Raw genomic sequence first — 23,334 nt, 5'->3', positions numbered from 1 at the left:
GCAAGAGCACAATGGCAGCAATCAAAAAGCTCAACAGACCTTCGGACCAGAGAAGAGCCCTGATGCGCAATCAGGTGACGGCTCTCATCTGGAACGGAAGAATTGAAACGACTGCCGCACGCGCCAAGGAAGTGCGCCGGGTGGCCGAAAAGCTGATTACAAAAGCGATTCATCAGTATAATAACACGGTTGTCGTGACCAAATCCGTCAAGGACGAGAAGGGCAATATCGTATCCAAAGAGTTTGAAAACGACGCGCCCGCCAAGCTGGCAGTGCGGCGGCAGCTGATGGAATATCTCTATGACGTGCAGGAGACAAAACTGCCCAAGGAAAGCAAATATAAATATGCCAAGCGGACGGCGGATAACCGGCATCCGGTGGTAGAAAAGCTGTTCCGCGAGCTGGCTCCCAAATATGCAAAGCGCGCAGAAGAGATGGGACAGGGCGGCGGTTATACCCGCGTAATCAAAATGGGACCGCGGCGCGGTGATGCGGCCGAGGTCGTCATTCTGGAACTTGTCTAAACCGAATAGCAATGGACGAAACGAGACTTTGGAGGGTGGGAACGCTGCTTCAAAGTCTCATTTTTTAACTGGAAAAGGGCAACACCGGAGGGACAGGAATGGAAGATTTCGTCAGGACGCAGGGCGTGACCTATAGCTATACATCCGAAGAAGGCGACGTGAACTTTGCCTTGAACGGCGTGGATATCACGGTAAAAAAGGGAAGTTTTGCCGTGATTCTCGGGCATAATGGCAGTGGGAAATCCACTTTTGCCAAGCTGCTCAACGCCCTTTCGCTGCCCACGGGCGGCAAGGTCTGGATCGACGGCATGGACACGGCGGATGCGGAAAGAACCTTTGAGATCCGCGGCAGCGTAGGCATGGTGTTCCAGAATCCGGATAACCAGCTGGTGGCGACGGTGGTGGATGAGGATGTGGCTTTTGGCCCGGAAAATCTGGGGGTGCCGCAGCCGGAAATCGTGGAGCGGGTGGAACAGGCCCTCACTGCCGTCAATATGCTAAAATACAAAAAGCGGGCGCCGCACATGCTTTCGGGCGGCCAGAAGCAGCGCATCGCCATTGCCGGAGCGTTGGCCATGCATCCGAAAATGATCGTCCTGGACGAGGCCACCGCCATGCTGGACCCCCGGGGCCGCAAAAAGATTTTGGAGATTGTCACACGGCTCAACCGGGAGGAGGGCATTACCATTGTCCTCATTACCCATTTCATGGAAGAAGCGGTGGACGCAGACCAGGTGATCGTGCTGTCGGACGGGCAGGTGCTTTGCCAGGGGACGCCCCATGAAATTTTGACAGACCAGGCCATGCTGAAAAAGGCGGGGCTGCTCCCGCCCTTTGCTGCCCAGATGGCCATGGAGCTTCGTGAGGCTGGAATTCCCATTGCCCAGACTTGCATAACGACCCGGGAACTGGTGGAGGAAATATGCCGATTGCAGTAGAAAATGTGAGTTACACCTATCTGCCGGGAACGCCTTTTGAGCATCGGGCGCTCAAGGATGTCAGCTTTACCATTGCGGACGGCGAATTTGTCGGCATCATCGGGCACACGGGCAGCGGAAAATCCACCCTGATCCAGATCATCAGCAGCCTGATTCCCCAAACAGCCGGCCGGGTGCTGATCGACGGCGTGGATTACAGTCAGAAGGATGCGGATAAGAAAAAGCTGCGCCGGACGGTGGGCGTGGTGTTTCAATATCCCGAATACCAGCTGTTTGAAGAGACCATCGCCAAGGACATTGCCTATGGCCCGCGGATGACCGGCATTCCCGAAGAAGAGCTGGAAAACCGCACCCAGGTGGCGATGGAGCTGGTGGGGATGGACTATGAAACTTATAAAGACAAATCCCCCTTTGAGCTTTCCGGCGGGCAGAAGCGGAAGATTGCCATTGCTGGTGTTCTGGCCATGGAGCCAAAAATTCTCATCATGGATGAGCCGATTGCGGGGCTGGATCCGCTGGGGCGGGAAAGCCTGATGGACCTGGTCAAAAATCTGAATGACTGCGGCATGACGATCCTTATGATCTCCCATAACATGGACGGGCTGGCGGAATACGCCTCCCGGATTCTCGTGATGAACCAGGGAGAACTGATGATGAACGGAACGCCCCGGGAGGTATTCCGGGAGCATGAGGCCCTGCGGGCCGCCGGGCTGGATCTGCCGGAGGCCGGGCAGCTGGTGGAGGCGCTGCGGGCAAAAGGAATTGCCATTTCGGAGGAGAACATCCGCTTTGACGAGGTGAAGGAGGAGCTGATCCGCATGCTGGGAGGGAAGGCCCATGATTAAGAATATCACGCTGGGCCAATACTTCCCCGGCGATTCGGTGATGCACCGCATGGACCCGCGGATGAAATTTCTGCTGACGCTGGCCCTGATCGTGCTGATCTTCTGCGTGCGGACGGTCTATGGCTATGCGGCAGTGGTGGCAGTTTTGCTGCTGGCCATTCTTTTGAGCCGGATTTCCGTCAAATATGTGCTGAAGGGAATCAAGCCGCTCTGGTTCATTCTGGTGTTTACCTTTATTCTGAATATTTTCTTCATCACCGAGGGGGAAGTGCTCCTGGAGTGGTGGATTTTCCGGATTACGGAGGGAGGGCTGATAAAGGCCGTGAATATCGCGGTCCGGCTGGTGCTGCTGGTGAGCATCACGACCGTCCTCACCCTGACCACATCGCCCATGGAGATCACCGACGCGCTGGAGCGGCTTTTAAAGCCCCTCACGGTGCTGCATTTCCCAGCCCATGAGATGGCGCTCATGATGAGTATTGCCCTGCGGTTTATCCCCACGCTGGTGGACGAAACCGACCGGATTATGAAAGCGCAGACCGCCCGGGGCGCCTCTTTTGACAGCGGCGGCCTCATCAAGCGGGCCAAGGGAATGGTGCCCATTCTGGTGCCGTTGTTCGTAAGTGCCTTCAAGCGGGCGGACGAGCTGGCGCTGGCCATGGAGTCGCGCTGCTATCACGGCGGGAAAAACCGGACGCGCATGAAGGTCATGCATATGAGCTTCCGGGATTTTGTGGCGCTGGGCATTGTCGCTGGGGTCACAGTCTTTATCTGTTTTGGATTCTAAGGAGGGGGAAGGGATGCGGATTTTGCTCATCCTGGAATATGACGGCACGAACTATGCCGGATGGCAGATCCAGAAAAACGCCGTCACCGTGCAGGAGGCGGTGGAAACCGCCATTTTCGAGGCGCTGGGCCAGCGGTGCCGGGTGACCGGCGCGGGCCGGACGGACGCCGGTGTACATGCCCGGGGCCAGTGCGCCCAGTTTGATATTCAGTCGCATATTCCCCCGGAAAAGTTTTCCTATGTGCTGAACCTGGTGCTTCCGCCGGATATCCGGGTGCGGGAAAGCCGGGCAGTGAGCGGGGATTTTCATGTGCGCAAAGGCGCGCGCATGAAGCACTACCGCTATACGATCTATAACGCGCCCCATGCCAGCGCCATCGACCGCTTTACAACTGCCCATGTCCGGCAGGATCTGGATGCGGAAAAAATGAAAATCGCAGCCCAGTATCTGGTGGGCACCCATGACTTTGCCGCGTTCCGCGCGGCAGGCAGTGATATTGTGGGCACAGTGCGCACGATCTATTCCATCGATATCACCCGCATCGATGAAAATATCTATATCGATGTTAAGGGAAACGGATTTTTATATAATATGGTCCGCATCATTGCCGGCACACTCATCGACGTGGGCAAGGGGAGAACCTCCCCTTCCGCGATTCCCGGAATTCTCGAAAGCCGGGACCGGACCCGGGCCGGGGCCACGGCGCCCGCCCAGGGACTCTGCATGATGGGGGTTTACTATGACTCCATGCCCTGAGGGCAAAAAAACGGAAAAAGTGGGCGGAAACGGCAAAAAACCGCTTGACAGAAGGAAAAAAGCCGGGTAAAATATAATGTGCTCGCGGTATGCACTAGCCCCGTATGCCGAGAGCGGTTTATCTACCATAAAACCGCGCAGCAGACTGCGCAGACAACAACGAAAAAAGCAGGAGGATTTGCCTTATGAAAACATATATGGCTCCCGTCGACCTCCAGAAGAAATGGTATGTCGTGGATGCGGAAGGAAAGACCTTCGGCCGCCTGGCCAGCCAGGTCGCTGCCATTCTCATTGGAAAGAACAAGCCGGAATATACCCCCAATGTGGATACAGGGGATTATGTCATCGTCGTGAATGCGTCCAAGCTGGTGTTCACCGGCAAAAAGCTGGATCAGAAGAAATATTATTCCCACTCGGGATATCCGGGCGGCCTGAAAGAGACCAAATACAGCACGCTCATGGAAAAGAAGCCGGAATTCGCTTTCTCCGAAGCAGTGCGTAGAATGCTTCCCAAGAACAAGCTGGGCAGCAAGATGCTCAAAAAGCTGCATGTATATGCCGGCGCGGAGCACGCCCATGCGGCCCAGAGTCCGGAAACGCTGGATATCTAAGTAAACGAGAAGGAGGGAAAAAGATATGGCAAAAGAGCAGTTCTTAGGAACCGGAAGAAGAAAGAAATCCGTTGCCCGTGTCCGTCTGATGGCGGGAAGCGGCAATATTACCGTAAATCATCGTGATATCGAAGAATTCTTCGGCTATGAAACCCTGAAAATGTTGGTTCGCTCCCCTCTCGTTTTGACCGAGAGACTGGGAAGCTACGACGTTGCCGTTACCGTTCACGGCGGCGGCTTCACTGGCCAGGCGGGCGCGATCCGTCACGGCATCGCCCGGGCGCTCATCAAAGCGGAACCTGACCTGCGCGGCGCTGTCAAGCAGGCTGGTTATCTCACAAGAGACCCGCGCATGAAGGAACGCAAGAAATACGGCTTGAAGGCGGCAAGAAGAGCTCCGCAGTTCTCCAAGCGTTAACTTGCAAAACAAGTTCAAAGACGTGCAAAACCCCGGAAACCAATGTTTCCGGGGTTTTTATTTGCGAAAGCCTGTTGCCAGAGCTGACGGAAATATCCCAAAAGAGAGGAGAATATGCACCTGAGGAACAAAATGGGTTGTTGGGAAAAGCGCTGCAACCGAGAACCAAAGGAGATAGTCTTACCCTTCGGGGACAGGCCAGCGGATACAACAGGAGAAAGCGTTTCGTGCGTGATTGAATAGCTGCTGCCCTGCGCGCTGCAGGCCGGCCAAACAGCGGTTATGCCCGTTCGCAGCTTATATATCGTTGTGGGACGGCATCAATCGAAAAATTTGCCCTTGAAGAAATTCTGGTTTCCCAGTTTTTTCGCCGTCAAACGGAAAATAACATTGCCGTCGGGGCATACGAGGTCTTTGGAATACCGGCTGCTCCCGCCGATGTTCTCCAAATCCCCGCCGCTCCGGACGGCCTCCATGATGGGGAACATCATCACCATAGCTTTGGGGCAGATCCCCTGGCCCTGGGCATTCACGGGACAGCCATAGGTGCAGGTGTATACGTCACCCACTTCCTCGCCGTTTCTGCAATACCGTTCTGTGCGGCTGCCGCGAAGAAACCCAATCACTTCAATTTTCCATTCATATTCCTCTGCATACCATTTTTTCATGGCTTTCCTCCATTAGATATCGGCTTAGGGCATACTTCCTTGCGCAAGGAAGGGGAAAAGTCCGGGGAGAGACGAAAAGCGGAGCCACTCTCCCATCTGCTGAAAAAGCCGGCCAATGAGCCCCAATGCCGCCGCATGGCCGTTTTTTTGGATGAAGATGGTGTGTTCATACTCCGAAGCCAGATTCTCATCCAAAGTTCCTCTGCCCCCCAGAAGCCGGAGGAAAGAAATGAAAGGTTGCGGCAGTTGACCATCCGGGTGAAATAGGGAATCCGGCGTATGGCGAGAACTTTCTGGATCTCCGCCTGTTTTTTCAGGGAGAAGGTGCGGATAGGATCTCTCCGGTTAAAAATAGAAAGCATACATCGCCCTCTTTTTGATCAGTATACCATGAATCCCTTTGATTTCCCACTGGAAAGTGGAAGAAAACAGAGGATAGCTTTGGAGATATGGGGTCAGAGGGGAGCAGGGGAAATAGGCGCTGTGTTCTGCCAAACAAGGGATTGCGCAGCTTACCAGCCAGCCGCTTTTGTTGCGAAAATGGGAATCCTGTGGTATATTGAAGGCAAGTAACGGACGGAGGAAAGAAGAATGGAAGAGGAATGTAAATATTCCTGCATCGACTGCGCGACGACGCACTGCAGCTCGCCCGAGGGAAAATATCCGGATTTCTGCCTGACAACGCATTTGGAAGCGGATGCGCGGGGAGAGAACCTGAGGGAATATGAGGATGCGGAGAACCATAAGATTATGACGGCGGCCGCTGAGGTGGAATTTGAGGGATACTGCCGGCTGACCCGGGTGGAGGAAACTATGGAATTTGCCCGGAAGATCGGCGCGAAAAAGATTGGGATCGCCACCTGCGTGGGACTGATCCGGGAATCCCGGACGCTGGCGAAGATCTTTCGCGCCCACGGATTTCAGGTATATGGGGTATGCTGCAAAGCGGGCGCCACGCCCAAAACCCAAGTGGGCATTGACGAGAGATGCGAGGCCGTGGGCAAGAATATGTGCAATCCCATTCTTCAAGCCCAGCTTTTGAATAGGGAGCAGACGGATCTGAACGTTGTGGTGGGGCTGTGCGTTGGGCACGACAGCCTGTTCTATAGGTATTCCCAGGCAGTCACGACTACGCTGGTAGTCAAAGACCGGGTGCTGGGGCATAATCCCGTGGCGGCCCTGTATACGGCGCCTTCCTATTATAAAAAGCTGCTGCAAAAGGACACCTCGGGCAAAAATGGCCGGTAAACCCGGAAAAACTGCAAAATCTCTTTGAATTTCCCTGACTGCCGTAGAAAAAAAACAGGGGCTATGCTATAATAAACAAATTGAAAATGGGTTTTTGCAGTATTTTCCCCCAGAGTGGGGAATATATAGGAAAAACGGCATGAAATTAGGAGGAAGCATTCATGGTGGATGTGGCGATTATCGGCGCGGGCCCCGCGGGGCTGACGGCGGCGATTTATGCAAGCCGCGCAGGGATGAAGACGCTCATCTTTGAGCAGACGGCTCCCGGCGGGCAGATCACCTCGACGCATAAACTGGAAAACTATCCGGGCTTTCCCGGCGGCATCGCGGGAAGCGATTTTTCCCTGGCTCTAAAGGAGCAGGCGGAGAGCTTCGGAGCCGAGCTGAGAAGCGAAAAGATTTTGCGGATGGAGCTGGCGGGTCAGCCCAAGAGCATTATTTCATCCCAGGGAGAATATGAGGCCAAAACCGTGATCCTGGCGCTGGGCGCAAGCCCCCGGAAGCTGGGAATCGCAGGGGAAGAGGAGTATACCGGCAACGGCGTTTCCTATTGCGCCACATGCGACGGCGCATTTTTCCGGGGAATGGAAGTCTGCGTCGTGGGCGGCGGAGATACGGCGCTGGAGGACGCGATTTATCTGGCCAATTTGGCAAAAAAGGTGAGCGTGATTCACCGGCGGGACACCTTCCGGGCACAGCATGTCCTGGTGGAGCGGGCCAGGGCAAAGGAAAATATCGAGTTTATTCTGGATACTGTCCCCGTGAAAATTGAAGGAAGCATGGATCTGGAGAGCATCCTTCTCAAAAATGCCAAGACCGGGGAGGAACGCAGTCTGCCGATTGCGGGATGCTTTGTGGCCATTGGCCATGAGCCGGATACGCGGCTCGTGGAAGGGCAGGTCTATCTGGATTCCCAGGGCTATATCATTGCCGGGGAAAACACGCTGACCAACGTGCCCGGCGTATTTGCCGCGGGGGATGTGCGCACAAAGACGCTGCGCCAGGTGGTGACGGCTGTTTCTGACGGGGCGGTGGCCCAGCAGGCGGCTCAGGAATATCTGCTGGAGATGGGGCTGTAGCAGCCCTGTTCCCATAGAGTACGGAGGAAAGACGATGGCAAGAATGTTTGGAACCGACGGCGTCCGTGGCGTGGCCAATGATAAGCTCAACTGCGACCTGGCCTATAAGCTGGGGCAGGCGGCGGCTGTTGTGCTGACGAGCGCGGTGCATAAGGCGAAAATTTTGATTGGAAGGGATACGCGGATCTCCGGGGATATGCTGGAGAGCGCGCTTATCGCGGGCATCTGTTCGGCGGGAGCCGAAGCGGATACGCTGGGAGTCATCCCCACGTCCGCCGTGGCGCATCTGACCCGGCACTATGGAGCGGATGCGGGCGCGGTTATCAGCGCATCTCATAATTCCTTTGAATATAATGGAATCAAGTTTTTCAACGGCCAGGGATATAAGCTGGCGGATATGATAGAGGACGAAATCGAACGTCTGGTGCTCTCGGGGGAGGCGGCCTGCAATCTGCCCACCGGGCTCATGGTGGGGCGCAAGGTCAAGCTGAAAAAGGCGAAGGAGGAATATGCAGAATTTCTCTGCTCCACGGGCGAACCCCTGAAGGGATTGAAGGTGGTTTTGGACTGCGCCAACGGGGCCTCGTCTCAGATTGCGCCGGAGGTTTTCCGCCGCCTGGGGGCGACGGTATATCCGTATTACAACGACCCGGACGGCACCAACATCAACGATAACTGCGGCTCCACCCATCCCCAGCAGCTCTGCATGCTGGTGAGCGAGCTGGGAGCGGACGTGGGCCTGGCCTTTGACGGCGACGCCGACCGGCTGATTGCCGTGGACGAACTGGGGCGCCTTGTGGACGGCGACCGGATCATGGCGGTCTGCGCTCTGGATATGATGGAGCGCGGCGCCCTGAAGAAAAATACGATCGTGGCAACCGTGATGAGCAACCTGGGCCTGGAGCTTGGGGCGAAGCGGCTGGGAATGAACCTGGTGAAAACGGATGTGGGCGACCGGTATGTTCTGGAAGAAATGCTGAAAAGCGGCTATAATTTCGGCGGCGAGCAGTCCGGGCATATCATTTTCCTGGATCACAACACCACGGGCGACGGTATCCTGACGGGTGTGCAGCTTTTGAGCATCCTGCGCCGCAAGGGAAAGCGGCTCTCGGAGCTGGCGAAGATCGTGGATATTTTGCCCCAGGTTTTGGTAAATGCCCGGGTGAGCGAGGAAAAGAAGCACGATTACCAGGATGACCCGGTGATTATGGAGCGCATCCAGGCGCTGGAAAAGGATATGGACGGCAAAGGACGGGTGCTGATCCGTACATCCGGCACCGAGCCGCTGGTTCGCGTGATGATTGAAGGAGAAAACCGGAAGGCGATTGAGCGGGAGGCCGTTTCCATTGCCAAACTGATAGAAACCAGATTAGCATAACAGGAGGAAAAGCAAATGTGCGGAATCGTCGGATATGTGGGCCCGCGGGATGTGATCCCGGTTTTGACCAACGGGCTGGAAAAGCTGGAATACAGAGGCTATGACAGTGCAGGCGTCGCCTATGTGCAGGATGGAAAGATGAAGGTGGTCAAAACAAAGGGCCGCCTGCAGAACCTGCGGGATAAGCTGGGGGATGCCTCCCAGGAAAACACCATCGGCATCGGGCATACCCGCTGGGCCACCCATGGGGAGCCCTCGGATATCAACTCCCATCCCCATACCAACGTATCGGGAAGCCTGGCTGTTGTCCATAACGGCATCATTGAAAACTTTTTGAAGCTCAAGGAATGGCTGCAGGAAAAGGGCGTTCATTTTGTTTCTGAAACGGATACCGAAGTGGTGGCGCATCTGGTCAACTATTATTACGAAGGCGATCTGAAAACTGCCGTCATGAAGGCAGTGAAGATGCTGGAGGGTTCCTATGCTCTTGGCGTCATCACCGTGAAGGAGCCGGACCGCATTGTTGCCGTGCGCAAAGACAGCCCGCTCATCGTGGGCATCGGCAAGGGCGAGAATCTCATCGCCTCGGATGTTCCTGCAATTTTGGAATATACGCGGGATGTATATTTCCTGGACGATAACGAAGTGGCGGTCATCAAAAAAGACGAGATTCAGATTTATGACGCTTATGGCGCCCGGACGACCAAAGAGGCGGTCACCATCGACTGGGATGTGACCCAGGCCGAAAAGGCGGGCTATGAGCACTTTATGATCAAGGAGATCAACGAACAGCCCAAGGCTTTGGCGGATACGCTGTTCCCCCGGATTCACGATGGGAAAATCGATCTCACGGACGCGGGCTTCTCGGATGACATGATCGAAGGCATCCGCAAAATCTATATCGTGGCCTGCGGAACAGCCTCCTATGCCGCCCAGGTGGGCAAATATGTCATTGAGCGGCTGGCGCGTGTCAGCGTAGAGGTCGACGCGGGAAGCGAATTCCGCTATCGCAATCCGGTTCTGGAGCCGGATATGCTGGTGATTGTCATCAGCCAGTCGGGCGAGACGGCGGATACCATCGCGGCCCTGCGGGAGGCGAAAAAACGCGGTCTGAAAGTCATTGCTATCACCAATGTGGTGGGCAGCACACTTTCCCGGGAGGCGGACGCCGTGTTCTATACCCGCGCGGGCATGGAAATCGCCGTGGCTTCCACAAAGGCCTATATCACCCAGCTTCTGGCCCTCTATATGATCGCCATGGAGGTGGGGCGCATCAAAGGTAAGCTGGCGGATGAGGAATATGCCCGCCTGCTGAAAGAGCTGGAGCGGGTTCCGGAGCTGTCTAAAGAGCCCATGGAGAAAAAGAAGGATCTGCAGAAGCTGGCTTCACAGCGGTATATGGACCAGCACGCGTTCTATATCGGCCGCGGCCTGGATTATGCCGTCGCCATGGAAGGAACCATGAAGATCAAAGAGGTTTCCTATATCCATGCCGAGGCGTTCTCCGCCGGCGAGCTGAAGCACGGGACGATTGCCCTGATTGAGAAAAACACGCTGGTGGTGGCCCTGGCGACCCAGGCAGATCTTCTGGAAAAGATGATGAGCAACATCAAAGAGGTTAAGGCCCGCGGCGGCTATGTGTTCGCCATTGTGCAGGAGCGGGATGCGGCAACTGTGGCCGATCAGGTGGACCAGGTGTTCACGATTCCCAATGTGGAGGATTTGTTCGCGCCCATGCTTTCGGTTATCCCGTTGCAAATGCTGGGATATTATGCGGCAGTCAGCAAGGGGTGTGATGTGGATAAACCCCGCAACCTGGCAAAATCCGTGACCGTGGAATAACATATGCAGGAAATAAACCGGCTGCCCGCAAGGCAGCCGGTTTTGGTCTCTGTGTCTTCGGCAGACGGCCATGACCGAACAAAAAATGGCCAGTGAATGGAAACAGAGCCCGCATTGAAAAACAGCGGGGAGCGAGAGACAGGTTTTCGGCAGACGGCCGCGACCGAACAAAAAATGGTCAGTGAATGGAAACAGAGTCCGCATCGAAAAACAGCGGGGAGCGAGAGACAGGTTTTCGGTAGACGGCCACGACCGAACAAAAAAGCGGCAGCAGATGGAAAAAGGAAATCACATGGAAAAGCAACAGGAAAGAGCACGCAGGCAGGGATCACAAAAAGCGGCAAGAGGATGTGTGCGGGAAGGCACCGAGATGCCCAGAGAAGGCCATATGTGAAACGGCGGGCTTACAGCATGAGACAAACTCCCGGGGGAGGAACGCCCAGGCAGATAAGGGGAATCCCAAATGGCAGAGATATTTCCCGGGGCGCGGAAGATATTTTTCTGATCGAATGCAGCGGATGCCATTTTATCCTGCAAGGGCTGCAATGAATTGTGAAACCGCGGAGGAAGGAGACCAGCAGATGGAAATTTTCTACCGGCTGTTTTTACCGCCGGATTTTATGAAAAAAGAGGTCAACGAAAGCGTTGTATTCGCCATGCTTAAAGCGGCAAAAAACCTTCAGGTTTCTCGGCGGGGGATTCCGCCGGAGCCGGATTTTATTGCGGACGGCGAGGGCATCGAGGTTACCTTTGCCGCCGGGCGGGAGGCCAGCCGGGATTTCATCCGCCAGACCTGCGATGGTCGCTTTGATCCCGGCGCCAGCAAAGCCGGTGAGATTGGGCGCATAAAGAGCGCGCTGTCCCGGAAGGCGGAAAAATTCTACAGCACCCGGCGAACCAGCCTGGCCATCCTCTGCATGCTGGAGTTGTTCGACTGGGCTGCGGGAGAAAGCCGGGAGCGGGAGAAGTTTTTCCGCTGGATACGGAGGGAGTATATAGATGCCGGCATTTTCCATACCGTCTATTTGCTCCTGCCCAGCCTGAATCAGGAATGGTTTGTCTATGACCTGCGCCGGGAGGAGCGCAGGCGGCTTCTGATCCTGAACTATCTCCAGGCGCCTTATTACACGGTTGTCAACAAAGGAGGAACCGGCGGATGAAAAAAGGGATTCCTTAGAGAATCCCAGCCATTCTGTTATGTGTATGCGCTATATTCCTGCTGCTGAAGGGGTGCGTTGAAGATAAAAACCGCATCATTCAAACAAAACCCTGCGTCCGGGGCAGGGTTTCTCGGTGAGGATTCCCTGCGTCAAAGCTGCCGCCTTAAATGTGGTGGAAAATAAGGACAGCGATGGGGATATAAAGGCAGGCGATGAAGTTGCCGCATACTGCGGGAACGGCGCCTTCCCGGTTTTCTAAGGTCTACGCACCTCTATATAGGAATCCGAAAAACGGCCCGCATAAAATATGGACAACGCAACAGCGCACATAGAATTCTATGTGCGCTGTTTTTGTTGCGGATGAAAAGCCCTGCACAACACCGCCGGGATAAAGCGGCAAAGACAGGCCCGGAACCAGAAACGTCGGGGAACATGCCGTTTCCGGTCGGATTTTGTTTGGCCTTTGTGACTCCCCTCCAAAAAGAGACCAGCTCCTGCTGCGGCGGGAAATGATGCGCGGCCTCATTCTCCCGTTTGCGAAAGCAGAACCGGGCGCACCATCCGGAACATGGCCTTTCCCAGCCCCTTTTCCAAAAGGGCAGTAAATTCCGCAAAGCTGACAGGGCAGCCATAGGAAAGAACCTCCATATGCACGCCCATATCCTCTATTTCCAGACCGACAGGCGTGATATCGTGGCGGCGATAGAATTCCCTGCGGCGCAGGCGGTCGGCATAGTTGGAAGCGGATTCCTCGGGAAATTCGATTTCCAGAAAGAGCCGCCGCCCCGCATAGCGCTTTTTCAAAAGAGAGAGGGCCCTGCCGCCCGCTCCCTGTCCGCGCGCTCCGGGAGAAATGGCAAAATAGTCGAGAAGCACGAGGTCTTCATGGAGTACCGTAATGGCCAGCCCCAGAAACCCCTCCTCTTCAATGGAGAGGATTTCCATATGCCCGGCTCTCTCCCTGCGTTCCATGAGGGAAAAAGGCTTGCGCTCACTCCGGGGGAAGGCCTCTTTATAGAGGCGGACAATATCCGGTTTGTTGGAGGGGGATATAGTATGAAGCTGCATAAAATCTCCTTTCCATATTTTTTATATGATATTGGCCTTTGATTGCAAAATGCGGGCCGGAAATTTTTTATGAAATACAATGCAAATACAGTATACCATAAATTCCACGATACGAAAAGCAGAGGCGGGGAGGCGGAACGAGACTGCGGCGAAGAAGGGGCAAAAGCCGCCGCAGATATTGTCAGGGGAAAGGCAAAAGACCAAAAGACCTTGGGAGATTTTTCAAAAGCTCCCAAACCCGCAAAACTTTTAGCCGGATGCTCCGCATCCTTGGGGGGGAGGGAAACAGGCCGATTTTTTGAACATTCATCTTCTTAATATTTATTCCAAAAATGGGGGCTGTTCCGTCTCTTCTCTAACCCGTTCTTTCAAGGCCAACAATCTTTCCTTTTCCCGCACCTTCTGCACACACTGCATCCGCTTTTGCCAGCTTCTCCGCTCTTCCCGCAGAAGAGATATCGTTCTTTCCACTACAGTCCGTGCCCCATCCTGTTCCATCCTCTCCCGATAGAGCTGCAAGAACATCCGGCGCCCTGTCCGTTCCATCACCGGGTCCTGCGTCGTCATCAGCATTACGGGCAGCAGCTCCTCATATCCCGCAAAATAATCTACCTCCAGCTCCCGCAGCAGATCATTATATGTAAACCGCTCATAGGGCATACATAACATTTCTAAATTCAAAATCCCTTCCAGGAGTAGATTCATTTCCTCTTTCCCTTTATTTCCCATTTTTTTCTCCTTTCTTTTTTCAAATGCCACTATATAGTGGCATTATATCATCTTTACCTTATTATAATCAAGATATAATTTGCAACTATATGGTTGCGAAGGGAGATTTTTATGGAAAAATTGATACAAGACATCAGTTTTGGGGATAATTTGAAAAGGCTGCGGACGCAAAAGAAGCTTTCTCAGGCCGATTTAGTTTATAAGATGCAAACTTATGGTAGCTCTATTTCTCGCAGTGCTTATTCCATGATTGAATTAGGTACTCGCAATATCAAAATTTCTGATCTTATAATTTTGCAGCAAATCTATAAAGTAGACTTTGGTGAATTTTTCAAGGGTATCGCGCCCCAAGAATGACCGGACTGCCCCGCAGATGCGAAAGCATCTGCCCGTTTTTGGGGTGCGGGGGATTTTTTCAAAAATCCCCTGCGGCCTTCCCGTAGCCTTAAACAGAAAACAGCAGAAAATGCCGGCCGCTTTCCGGCTTCCTTGCCATGCCGCTTTTTCCCGCAGACGAGTGGCGCCGCGCAATCCCCATCCCGCAGATGCGAAAGCATCTGCCCAAAGATTTTTGGGGTGCGGGGGATTTTTTTAAAAATCCCCTGCGGCCTTCCCGCGGCCTTAAACAAAAAAACGGCACGGAATGCTCCGTGCCGCAGCGGTGCAGAAGATTACTTCAGCAGATCGAGGATTTTGTTCTCGCCGTAGAACGCCTTCCAGTCCTTGTCGAACCCGGCAATGCCAGAATCCGTCAGCGGATGGCCCGCCAGCATGTCGAACATTTCGGCCTTCAGGGTCACCACATGGCAACCGCCCATGGCGCATTCCTGCACCTGATCGACATTCTTGAAGCTGGCGCCAACGACCTCGCAGGGCAGGCCATAATGGTCAAGCATTCCGGCGATATCGCAGGCAATTTCCACGCCGCCCGCGCCGATGTTGTCCAGACGGTTGACATAAGGCGCAACAAAGCTGGCTCCTGCCCGGGCCGCCAGCATAGCCTGCTGCCGGGAGCAGATCGCGGTCACGCAGCAGGGCATCTCCTTGGAAAGGGTCATCACGGCCTTGAGGCCCGCCCGGCCCATGGGGATTTTGGCCACATAGTTGTCGCCGATGAGCTTTTTCAGCGCCCGGGCCTCCTCAATCATTTCCTCGGCGGTGTCGCCTCTGAGCTGCACAAAAAATACGCGGTCGGGGCCGATCACGTCCCGGATGCCGGTAACCAGGGTTTTGAAATCCATCTTTTCCTTGGAAACCAGCGTGGGGTTGGTGGTCACGCCCTCGATGGGAAAGAACTCGATGATGTCTTTGATCTCTTCAATGTTAGCGGTGTCGATCATGTAACGCATGGGAAAAACCTTCCTTTTTATAGAGTCTATTTTGTGACTAATTCACAAAAACAGCATACAATATAAACAAAAAACTGTCAATGTCTATTTTTCACTGCCGGAAGTATCCCCGCTGTCATGGGGATTTTCCGGTTTCGTACATTTGTCCTTTTTCTGACATTTTTCACAGTCGCCGCAGCAGCGTCCGCTTTTACGGTAATGCCAAGCCAAGCCCAGGCAGACAGCGATACCCGCCAGAAGGAAAATATCGATTGCATTCATATGCTTCACCTACACGAACAGCAGCCCGATATGATAGACGGCAAAGGCCGCGATCCAGGCGATGACCAGCTGATAGACGATCAGCCCGGCCGTGGCTTTCCAGCTTCCAAGCTCCTGCCGGGCGGCGTTGATGGCGGCCACGCAGGGCGTATAGAGCAGCGTGAAAGCCAGGAAAGAAAGCGCCGCCAGGGGCGTGAAAATCTGTCCCAGCGCCGCGGGCAGCTCTGCCTGGGTCACGCCGAAGAGCACGCCGAAGGTGCTGACCACGGCTTCTTTGGCTGTAAGCCCGGTGATGAGCGCTGTGGAGGCCCGCCAGTCCGCAAAGCCCAGGGGGGCAAAAATGGGGGACAGGAAGCGCCCGATGGCGGCCAGCATACTGGTCGAGCTGTCACTCACCAGATTGAACCGGAAATCAAAGCTCTGGAGGAACCAGATGACAAGAGTGGCGATGAAGATGATGGTAAATGCTTTTTTGATGAAGTCCTTGGCCTTCTCCCACATATGCAGCGTCACATTTTTAGCCGAAGGCAGGCGATAGGCCGGCAGTTCCATAACAAAGGGCACCGGCTCGCCCCGGAACAGCGTCTTTTTAAACAGAAGCCCCGAGAGAATCCCCATGAGTATGCCGAAAACATAGAGCCCGATCATCACAAACGCCTGATTTTCCTTGAAAAAAGCCATGGTAAACACGGCATAGATCGGCAGCTTGGCGCTGCACGACATGAAGGGCGTCAAGAGGATGGTCATGCGGCGGTCTCGCTCGCTGGCCAGCGTCCGGGTCGCCATGATGGCGGGAACCGAACAGCCGAATCCGATGAGCATGGGGACGAAGGAACGCCCCGAAAGGCCGATTTTTCGCAGCAGCTTATCCATGATGAAGGCCACCCGGGCCATATAGCCGCTGTCCTCCAACAGAGACAGGAAGAAGAACAGCACCACGATGATGGGCAGGAAGGAGAGAACGCTGCCCACGCCGGCAAAAATCCCATCGATGATCAGGGAATGGATGGTGGCGTTGACGCCGCCGGCCGTAAGCCATCCATCCACCACGGCGGTGAACCAGGAAATCCCCTCGGCGAACCAATCGCTCAGGGTGGAGCCGATGACGCCGAAGGTGAGCCAGAAAATCGTGAACATGATGCCCAAAAAAATGGGGATGGACCAGATTTTGTGGGTGAGAATCCGATCTAGCTTGATGGATCTGGCCTGTTCCCTCGTCTGCTCGGCCTTGTGAACGGCTTTTTTACATACCCCTTCGATAAATTCATAGCGCATGTCGGCGAGGGCGGCCTCCCGGTCGGTTCCCAGCTCGGTCTCCATTTCCTTCACCACATGGCCGATGATATCCTTTTCGTTTTCGTTGATTTTCAGGGCATTGATGGTGGGCTCGTCGCCCTCCACCAGCTTTGTCGCGGCAAATCGCGGCGGGACGCCGATGGCCTCGGCGTGGTCCTCAATCAGATGGGCCAGGGCATGGATGGCTTTATGCACCGGGCCGCGGCAGAAATCCTGCCGCCGGGGCGGAATTTTCTCTTTTGCGATGTCCCTTGCCTTGTGGATCAGCTCGTGAATTCCTTCGTTTTTGCTGGCTGAAATGGGAACGCAGGGCACGCCCAGTTCTTCGGACAGCTGCCTGATATCGATGGAGCCATTGTTTGCCCGAACCTCGTCCATCATGTTGAGGGCCAGCACCATGGGAATATTCAGCTCCATAAGCTGCAGGGAAAGATAGAGATTCCGCTCGATGTTGGTGGCGTCCACAATATTGATGATGCCGTCGGGCTTATCCTTCAAAAGAAAATCCCGGGTGACAACCTCTTCCGACGTATAGGGAGAGAGGGAATAAATCCCCGGCAGATCCACCACGATCATATCCGGGTGCTTTTTGATGACGCCCTCCTTGCGCTCCACCGTGACGCCCGGGAAGTTTCCCACATGCTGGTTACTGCCGGTGAGCTGGTTAAAAAGGGTCGTCTTGCCGCAGTTCTGGTTTCCGATGAGAGCAAAGATCATTGCGCGTCCTCCTCCGGACATACCTCAATTTTACGGGCGTCGTCCTTGCGGAGCGTCAGTTCATATCCCCGAAGGCATACCTCGATGGGGTCGCCCAGCGGCGCTACCTTGCGGACAAAAACATGGGTTTTTGGCGTAAGCCCCATATCGAGAAGCCGCCGGCGCAGCGCACCCTCGCCGCCAACGGTTAAAATTACGCCGCTCTTTCCCATATGCAAATCGTCTAACGTCATGAATATACCTCGTTTATATGCAGATTCATACTTTTATTATATCTTAATAATAGTCTATAGTTTGGCCTCGCGCCTGTCAAGGAAGGAGAGAGGGAAAATCCACAGAAAAATGGGGAATATCCGGCAAAGAAAAGGATTTTCTCTCCGCTTCTGCAAAACAAAGGATACTGGATTTGCCGGAGAATCCGGGGCGGTGAATTCGGCCCTGCTGGAGAACAGAGCTGTAAGAAAGAATAATCTTCTGCTAAAAATAATTCTGCCTTCAATTGACCTGCCCGGGAATATTCCGGCGCGGCAAGGAACCAGTATGAACGATAAAATATATTTCCGGCGGTTTGTCCGGCTTTATGGAAAAGGGGTTGACAAGTTTCCTGGCTCCGATATAATGAGGGTGTCAAGTGAAGGGAAAAATTACATAAGGAATGAATTCAAATTTTGGGAGGTACTCATGAAAAAAGAACGTATGGCGGAGATCCAGGCAGCGATCCATGCTGTGGAGGAGAAAAAAACCATCAACCATGTCTATCTTGTCGGATGCGGCGCATCTTTTGCCGTGTTCAAGCCGGTGGAGTTTTATTTAAACCGGGAAACCGAAATGCCCACAACGGCGATCACGGCCAATGAATTTAACTATGCAACCCCCAAATCGCTTGGCGAAGAAAGCGTAGTCGTGACCTGTTCGCATTCCGGCTCCACTCCCGAGACCGTGGCGGCCACAAAGCTGGCCCGGGAGAAGGGCGCGCTGGTCATCTCCTTTATGGATATCGCGGCGGCGGGCGCTCCCCTGGAAAAGGAAGCGGATATCTCCTTCCACTATGAATGGGGCGACGATATCGATATGTCCGATGGTAAGGAAGCCTCCCTTTATTATTTCATGTTCGGCCTTTTGAAGGAATTCAACGGCGAGGAAGCCGCAAAATATGAAAAGGCGATGGAGGATATCCATAAGGTGGGCGCTGTCGTGGCGAAAAACCGCAAAGATTGGGATCAGAGAGCCAACAACTATGCCCGAGCCCACAAGCGTTTCGACGGCGTATACTACACCATGGCCAGCGGCAGCAGCTATGGCGCGGTCTATATCTATTCCATGTGCCTCATGATGGAGATGCAGTGGCTCAAATCCCAGGCCATCCATTCCGGCGAATATTTCCATGGCCCCTTTGAAATGACGGATTTCGATACGCCGTTCATCATCGTCAAGGGTGTGGACGACTGCCGCTATCTGGACGAGCGGGCGGAGGCCTTCTGCCGCAAGTTCTGCGATGACGTGCTGACCATCGACTGCGCGGAATTCGATATGATGGATATGGCGGAAACCAGTAAGGTATACTATGCCAACATCGTCCTTACGGCGGTTCTGCGGCTGCATGCCTCCTGGCTGGCAGACTATCGCGGCCATATGTTCACGGTGCGGCGGTATATGTGGAGAATGGAATACTAAAAGCGGTTCCAGAGATATCATGGGCGCCGGCGGAAAAACACTTCCGGCGGCGCTCTTTTGTAGGAAAAAACAGCCGGGAGGGGCGCGGCCGCAGCACAGGCAGGAGATTTCCCGCCGAGGATCAGGGGGATCGGCCTGGAAAATCCAGGCTGTTTTCTTTCCGGTTCCCCCCGCAGGCTTTATAAAAGAAGGAGAAGGATTATGCGTCTACTCTGTATCGGCGACAACGTGGCCGACTGTTATCTATACCAGCGGAAATTCTATCCCGGCGGAAATGCCGTCAATGTGGCGGTGAACTGCCGGCGGAACGGCATCGGGCAGGTGGCCTATCTGGGGATCTTCGGCGACGACGACAAGGCCGCCCATATCCGCCGCGTGCTGCGCAAAGAAAATGTGGATATTTCTCGTTGCCGCCGGTTTTACGGCGTCTCCGGGCAGCCCATCATCACGCTGAGCCCGGAGGGAGACCGGCTGTTCAGCAAGAAATTTTTCTATACCTGCCAAAACGTTGTTTCCCTCAAGTTTATCCAGCCGGACTGGGACTATATGGCTGGGTTTGATCTCTGCCACACCAGTTGTTATTCCTTTTTGGAGACCGAGCTTCCCCGCATCCGGGAGCAATGCGATATTTCCTTTGACTTTTCGGATATCCATACTCCCCAGTATATGGAGCAGGTCTGCCCCTATATCCGCTATGCCTTCTTCTCCGGTTCCCATATGGAGGAGGCGGAAATTCACGATCTTATCCGCCGGGCCCATGCGCTGGGCTGCGAAATCGTCGGCGTGACCCGGGGCGGCCAACCGGCTGTTTTTTCTCGAAACGGGCAGATATTTGAACAGCCCGTCCGCAAGGTGCAGGTCGTGGATACGATGGGCGCGGGCGATTCCTTTATCGCCGGCTTTTTGACGGAATACAGCCGCTCGGGCAGCATGGAGCAGGCGCTTTCCTTTGCCGCCGACCGGGCGGCCGAAACCTGCACTCACTATGGCGGCATCGGATATCCCGCGCCGCTGAAGGGGTATTTGGAATAGGATAAACCGCGGCGGGGCGCAGAAATGCGCCCCGTTTTTTTGCAAAAGAAAAAATGGAGAAGATGGGCGCGGGAAGGTCGCAGGGGATTTTTGAAAAATCCCCCGCACCCCAAAAACTTTTGGGCAGATGCTTCCGCATCTGCAGGGTGGGGCTTAGACGGCGCCACTCGTCTGCGGGAAAGAGCGGCATGGCAAGGAAGCCGGAAAGCGGCCGGCACTTTCTATCGTTTTTCGGTTAATGCCGCAGGAAGACCGCAGGGGATTTTTAAAAAAATCCCCCGCACCCCAAAAACCTTTGGGCAGATGCTTTCGCATCTGCGGGGTGAGGTTTGGGCGGCAATCCGATCATTCGTGAGGGGCGATGCCTTTGAAAAACTCACCAAAATCTACTTTATAGATCTGCTGCAATGCGACCAAATCTGTTACTTTAATATTGCGTGTACCTAATTCAATTTTCGTATAAGTATTTCTATCGATAGTACTTCCGAGCAAATTCATTTTAGCTGTCAACTCTCTTTGGGAAAGTCCGGCAGACGCCCGTAATCTTCTCAGATTCGTTTGTAAACTTACATTTTGCAAAATTAAACCTTTCATGGCAATCCTCCCTGATAAAAAAGTGACCAATTAGCACATTTTCTTCTTGATTATATAGCCAAAGTATAATAAAATAGGTGCTAACGAGTAACCTGTTAGAAAGGAGACAAACAGATGAAAAATAACGGGAAAAAGGAAGGCGAGAAACTGCTGCTGGAAGGGATTTTGAATTTAGAAATGTTATGTATGCCCTATGAGCGGTTTACATATAATGACCTGCTGCGGGAGTTGGAGGTAGATTATTTTGCGGGATATGAGGAGCTGCTGCCCGTAATGCTGATGACGACGCAGGATCCGGTGATGGAACGGACAGGGCGCCGGATGTTCTTGCAGCTCTATCGGGAGAGGATGGAACAGGATGGGGCACGGACTGTAGTGGAAAGAGCGATATCTCTTCTGCGGGAAGAGCGGAGAAGCTGGCAAAAGCGGATGCAGTGTGTGCAGAAGGTGCGGGAAAAGGAAAGATTGTTGGCCTTGAAAGAACGGGTTAGAGAAGAGACGGAACAGCCCCCATTTTTGGAATAAATATTAAGAAGATGAATGTTCAAAAAATCGGCCTGTTTCCCTCCCCCCAAGGATGCGAAGTATCCGCCAGAAAGTTTTGGGATGTGGGGGCTTTTTCAAAAGTCCCCGCGGTCTTTGCGCCCTTGTGAGTTCTGTCCCGTCCCTTCATGCACCGCGAAATAGAAAACACCGCGCCCCAAGGATGCAAAGCATCCGGTCAAAAGTTTTGCGGGTTTGGGAGCTTTTTCAAAAGCTCCCAAGGTCTTTTGGTATTTGGTCTTTGCCTTTCCCCTGACAATATCCGCGGCGGCTTTTGGCAATCCCTTTCCTGGGTCAGTTGTTGTCCCGGTGCATTTTCCGCCGGATGAGCAGGCGGGAGAGAGCACTCCACTTGAAGGGGATGAGGGGATAGAGGTAGCTGGTTCCGGCGGGCGTCCGGTTGGTGGCCAGGAGGACGAGCATGACAAGAATTCCGGCAATGAATCCCCAAAGGTTGAAAATCGCCGTGAGCACGATGAGCAGAATGCGGATGAGCTTGAAGGCATAGCCCAGCTCAAAACTGGGCTGCGTGAAGTTGCCGATGGCGACCAGGGCCATATAGAGAATGACCTCCGGGACAAACCAGCGGGCCTCTACGGCAAACTCCCCGAGGATCAGCGCTCCGACCACACTGAAGGAATTGGAAAGGGCGCTGGGCGTGTTGAGGGAAGCCAGCTTGAGGCCGTCGATGACGATTTCAAAGATGAGAAGCTGGGCGACGATGGGAACAGTGTTGGGTTCGGCGATTTTGATAAAATCCAGCCAGGGCGGGATCCAGCCAGGATTTTGAATCAGGAGGAACCAGACGGGGGTCAGAAAGATGGTGACCAGGAATACGATCATGCGGACAAAGCGCAGATATGTCCCCACCAGCGGGGGGAAATAATAGTCGTTGCTCTCCTGGACAAAATCGAACACAGCGGCGGGAAGCAGCATGACCGTGGGAGAATTGTCCACGATGATGGCGACCTTGCCCTCTAAAATTGAGGCGGCCGCCGTGTCCGGGCGCTCGGTATAGCGCACTTTGGGAAAGGGGTTATACCAGCCGCTGCGCACCAGCGCCTCGTTCAGACTCTCCTGGGCCATGGCGAGAGCGTTCACATCCAGCGTATCCAGCAGCTTTTGCAGCTTTGCCACCAGCTTTGGATCGGCCTGCCCCTCGATATAGCAGAGCACCACATCGGTTTTGGATTTCTGGCCGACGGTGTGGATTTCGTTCACTAGGTTCACATCCCGGATGCGCCGGCGGATGAGGGCCGTGTTGAATACCAGCGCTTCCACAAAACCGTCGTGAGAGCCGCGAAGCACCTTGTCGTCCTCGGGTTCGCTCACGGATCGGGAGGGATAGGTGCGGGCGTCGATCATGAGCACCTGGGGATACTGCTCCATCACAAGGGCAATCGTGCCCGACAGAACCTGGGTGATGATCTTGTCGGGATCGTCCTCTGCGGCAACCTCCACATAGCTCAAAAAGCGGTTGGCGAAACTCTGAGCGTCGGGGCAGGCGTCCACCTGGGCGGGATCGGCGGAAAAGAGGAATTCCATGATCTTTTCCATAATTTCATCCTTGACAAAGCCATCCACCATATAGAGAGCGGCGTTGTGCCCCCCAATGACCATGGGGCGCTTGACCATATCAAAGCTGGTTCCGATTTTAAGCTTTTTATCAAACAGGGCGAAAGCATCCTTTTTCTGCGTTTCCAAGGGAAAAAACCTCCTTTTTTTCTGGGTTAGCATACCCGTTTTTCCCCGTGCATATACAAAAGCAGGCGTTTGACGCGAATTCGGGCGCGTGTTATACTATTGCCAAAAGTAA

Annotated in this window: 25 protein-coding genes; 16 read left to right on the top strand and 9 right to left on the bottom strand. The window is 54.1% G+C overall.

The window, feature by feature from the left end; translation table 11 throughout:
* Window positions 1–11 precede the first annotated feature (11 nt).
* The 7 genes from H8693_RS08005 (at window position 12) to rpsI (ending at window position 4,880) form a co-directional block, all read left to right on the top strand.
* Window positions 12–524, top strand: coding sequence for a bL17 family ribosomal protein (locus H8693_RS08005; RefSeq protein ID WP_249280539.1), 513 nt, complete (start codon window positions 12–14; stop codon window positions 522–524).
* Window positions 525–622: 98 nt separating this feature from the next.
* Window positions 623–1,462: an energy-coupling factor transporter ATPase gene (locus H8693_RS08000; protein WP_249280538.1), complete on the top strand. Its 840-nt coding sequence runs from the start codon at window positions 623–625 to the stop codon at window positions 1,460–1,462.
* Entirely contained in the window at window positions 1,447–2,307 is an 861-nt protein-coding gene (locus H8693_RS07995; RefSeq protein WP_249280537.1) for an energy-coupling factor transporter ATPase, read from the top strand. The genes H8693_RS08000 and H8693_RS07995 overlap by 16 nt, the downstream gene beginning before the upstream one ends.
* Entirely contained in the window at window positions 2,300–3,094 is a 795-nt protein-coding gene (locus H8693_RS07990; protein ID WP_178621626.1) for an energy-coupling factor transporter transmembrane component T family protein, read from the top strand. The genes H8693_RS07995 and H8693_RS07990 overlap by 8 nt, the downstream gene beginning before the upstream one ends.
* A gap of 13 nt (window positions 3,095–3,107) precedes the next feature.
* Window positions 3,108–3,851 carry a tRNA pseudouridine(38-40) synthase TruA gene (gene truA, locus H8693_RS07985; protein ID WP_249280536.1) on the top strand — a complete coding sequence of 248 codons (744 nt, stop codon included), beginning with the start codon at window positions 3,108–3,110 and terminating at the stop codon, window positions 3,849–3,851.
* 185 nt (window positions 3,852–4,036) lie between these two features.
* Window positions 4,037–4,462 carry a 50S ribosomal protein L13 gene (gene rplM / locus H8693_RS07980; protein WP_178618250.1) on the top strand — a complete coding sequence of 142 codons (426 nt, stop codon included), beginning with the start codon at window positions 4,037–4,039 and terminating at the stop codon, window positions 4,460–4,462.
* 25 nt (window positions 4,463–4,487) lie between these two features.
* Complete coding sequence (gene rpsI, locus H8693_RS07975) at window positions 4,488–4,880, top strand: 30S ribosomal protein S9 (protein ID WP_178618253.1); 393 nt, start codon at window positions 4,488–4,490, stop codon at window positions 4,878–4,880.
* Window positions 4,881–5,200: 320 nt separating this feature from the next.
* On the opposite strand, the gene H8693_RS07970 is transcribed toward rpsI, so the two are convergent.
* Window positions 5,201–5,548 (bottom strand): TIGR04076 family protein, encoded by a 348-nt coding sequence (locus H8693_RS07970; protein WP_178618257.1) that lies wholly within the window; start codon window positions 5,546–5,548, stop codon window positions 5,201–5,203.
* A 591-nt stretch (window positions 5,549–6,139) separates the two neighbouring features.
* Here H8693_RS07970 and H8693_RS07965 point away from each other — a divergent pair.
* The 5 genes from H8693_RS07965 to H8693_RS07945 all read left to right on the top strand — a co-directional run bounded on the left by H8693_RS07965 (window position 6,140) and on the right by H8693_RS07945 (window position 12,255).
* A complete protein-coding gene (locus tag H8693_RS07965) occupies window positions 6,140–6,796 on the top strand; it encodes a DUF1847 domain-containing protein (protein ID WP_249280535.1) in 657 nt (218 codons plus the stop codon).
* Between the two features lie 161 nt (window positions 6,797–6,957).
* Window positions 6,958–7,875 (top strand): thioredoxin-disulfide reductase, encoded by a 918-nt coding sequence (trxB, locus tag H8693_RS07960; protein WP_249280534.1) that lies wholly within the window; start codon window positions 6,958–6,960, stop codon window positions 7,873–7,875.
* Window positions 7,876–7,909: 34 nt separating this feature from the next.
* The gene (gene glmM, locus H8693_RS07955; protein WP_249280533.1) at window positions 7,910–9,253 is read left to right on the top strand and encodes a phosphoglucosamine mutase; all 1,344 of its coding nucleotides are present in this window, start codon (window positions 7,910–7,912) and stop codon (window positions 9,251–9,253) included.
* 15 nt (window positions 9,254–9,268) lie between these two features.
* The gene (gene glmS, locus H8693_RS07950) at window positions 9,269–11,095 is read left to right on the top strand and encodes a glutamine--fructose-6-phosphate transaminase (isomerizing) (RefSeq protein ID WP_178618269.1); all 1,827 of its coding nucleotides are present in this window, start codon (window positions 9,269–9,271) and stop codon (window positions 11,093–11,095) included.
* 545 nt (window positions 11,096–11,640) lie between these two features.
* Window positions 11,641–12,255, top strand: coding sequence for a hypothetical protein (locus tag H8693_RS07945; RefSeq protein WP_249280532.1), 615 nt, complete (start codon window positions 11,641–11,643; stop codon window positions 12,253–12,255).
* Between the two features lie 522 nt (window positions 12,256–12,777).
* On the opposite strand, the gene H8693_RS07940 is transcribed toward H8693_RS07945, so the two are convergent.
* Together H8693_RS07940 and H8693_RS07935 are read right to left on the bottom strand one after the other, a co-directional pair.
* Complete coding sequence (locus H8693_RS07940; protein WP_249280531.1) at window positions 12,778–13,323, bottom strand: GNAT family N-acetyltransferase; 546 nt, start codon at window positions 13,321–13,323, stop codon at window positions 12,778–12,780.
* A gap of 321 nt (window positions 13,324–13,644) precedes the next feature.
* Window positions 13,645–14,052 carry a hypothetical protein gene (locus H8693_RS07935; RefSeq protein WP_249280530.1) on the bottom strand — a complete coding sequence of 136 codons (408 nt, stop codon included), beginning with the start codon at window positions 14,050–14,052 and terminating at the stop codon, window positions 13,645–13,647.
* A gap of 111 nt (window positions 14,053–14,163) precedes the next feature.
* Here H8693_RS07935 and H8693_RS07930 point away from each other — a divergent pair, with 111 nt between their 5' ends.
* Window positions 14,164–14,409: a helix-turn-helix domain-containing protein gene (locus tag H8693_RS07930; RefSeq protein WP_249280529.1), complete on the top strand. Its 246-nt coding sequence runs from the start codon at window positions 14,164–14,166 to the stop codon at window positions 14,407–14,409.
* 314 nt (window positions 14,410–14,723) lie between these two features.
* Here the strand turns inward: H8693_RS07930 and H8693_RS07925 are convergent, their stop codons facing one another.
* From H8693_RS07925 to H8693_RS07910, 4 genes are all read right to left on the bottom strand, one after another.
* The gene (locus H8693_RS07925) at window positions 14,724–15,401 is read right to left on the bottom strand and encodes a transaldolase family protein (RefSeq protein ID WP_249280528.1); all 678 of its coding nucleotides are present in this window, start codon (window positions 15,399–15,401) and stop codon (window positions 14,724–14,726) included.
* Window positions 15,402–15,485: 84 nt separating this feature from the next.
* Window positions 15,486–15,662, bottom strand: a complete 177-nt coding sequence (locus H8693_RS07920; protein WP_249280527.1) for a hypothetical protein — start codon at window positions 15,660–15,662, stop codon at window positions 15,486–15,488.
* Window positions 15,663–15,671: 9 nt separating this feature from the next.
* Window positions 15,672–17,675 (bottom strand): ferrous iron transport protein B, encoded by a 2,004-nt coding sequence (feoB, locus tag H8693_RS07915; protein ID WP_249280526.1) that lies wholly within the window; start codon window positions 17,673–17,675, stop codon window positions 15,672–15,674.
* Window positions 17,672–17,908 carry a FeoA family protein gene (locus H8693_RS07910; RefSeq protein ID WP_178619965.1) on the bottom strand — a complete coding sequence of 79 codons (237 nt, stop codon included), beginning with the start codon at window positions 17,906–17,908 and terminating at the stop codon, window positions 17,672–17,674. Before H8693_RS07910 ends, feoB begins: the two co-directional genes overlap by 4 nt.
* A 448-nt stretch (window positions 17,909–18,356) precedes the next feature.
* On the opposite strand from H8693_RS07910, the gene H8693_RS07905 reads away from it, so the two are divergent.
* Together H8693_RS07905 and H8693_RS07900 are read left to right on the top strand one after the other, a co-directional pair.
* Window positions 18,357–19,349, top strand: coding sequence for an SIS domain-containing protein (locus tag H8693_RS07905; RefSeq protein ID WP_249280525.1), 993 nt, complete (start codon window positions 18,357–18,359; stop codon window positions 19,347–19,349).
* Window positions 19,350–19,550: 201 nt separating this feature from the next.
* Window positions 19,551–20,381, top strand: coding sequence for a PfkB family carbohydrate kinase (locus H8693_RS07900; protein ID WP_178621622.1), 831 nt, complete (start codon window positions 19,551–19,553; stop codon window positions 20,379–20,381).
* 345 nt (window positions 20,382–20,726) lie between these two features.
* Here the strand turns inward: H8693_RS07900 and H8693_RS07895 are convergent, their stop codons facing one another.
* Complete coding sequence (locus tag H8693_RS07895; RefSeq protein ID WP_249280524.1) at window positions 20,727–20,975, bottom strand: helix-turn-helix domain-containing protein; 249 nt, start codon at window positions 20,973–20,975, stop codon at window positions 20,727–20,729.
* A gap of 114 nt (window positions 20,976–21,089) precedes the next feature.
* On the opposite strand from H8693_RS07895, the gene H8693_RS07890 reads away from it, so the two are divergent.
* Window positions 21,090–21,500, top strand: a complete 411-nt coding sequence (locus H8693_RS07890; RefSeq protein ID WP_249280523.1) for a hypothetical protein — start codon at window positions 21,090–21,092, stop codon at window positions 21,498–21,500.
* A 312-nt stretch (window positions 21,501–21,812) separates the two neighbouring features.
* Here H8693_RS07890 and H8693_RS07885 read toward each other — a convergent pair whose 3' ends face one another.
* Window positions 21,813–23,222, bottom strand: a complete 1,410-nt coding sequence (locus tag H8693_RS07885) for a spore germination protein (protein WP_249280522.1) — start codon at window positions 23,220–23,222, stop codon at window positions 21,813–21,815.
* Window positions 23,223–23,334 lie beyond the last annotated feature (112 nt).

The organism is Guopingia tenuis, assembly GCF_014384805.1.
GTDB classification, from domain to species: Bacteria; Bacillota; Clostridia; order Christensenellales; family Christensenellaceae; genus Guopingia; species Guopingia tenuis.
Note: the sequence above shows the minus strand (reverse complement) of the source record. Positions and strands in the feature narration are given on the sequence as shown.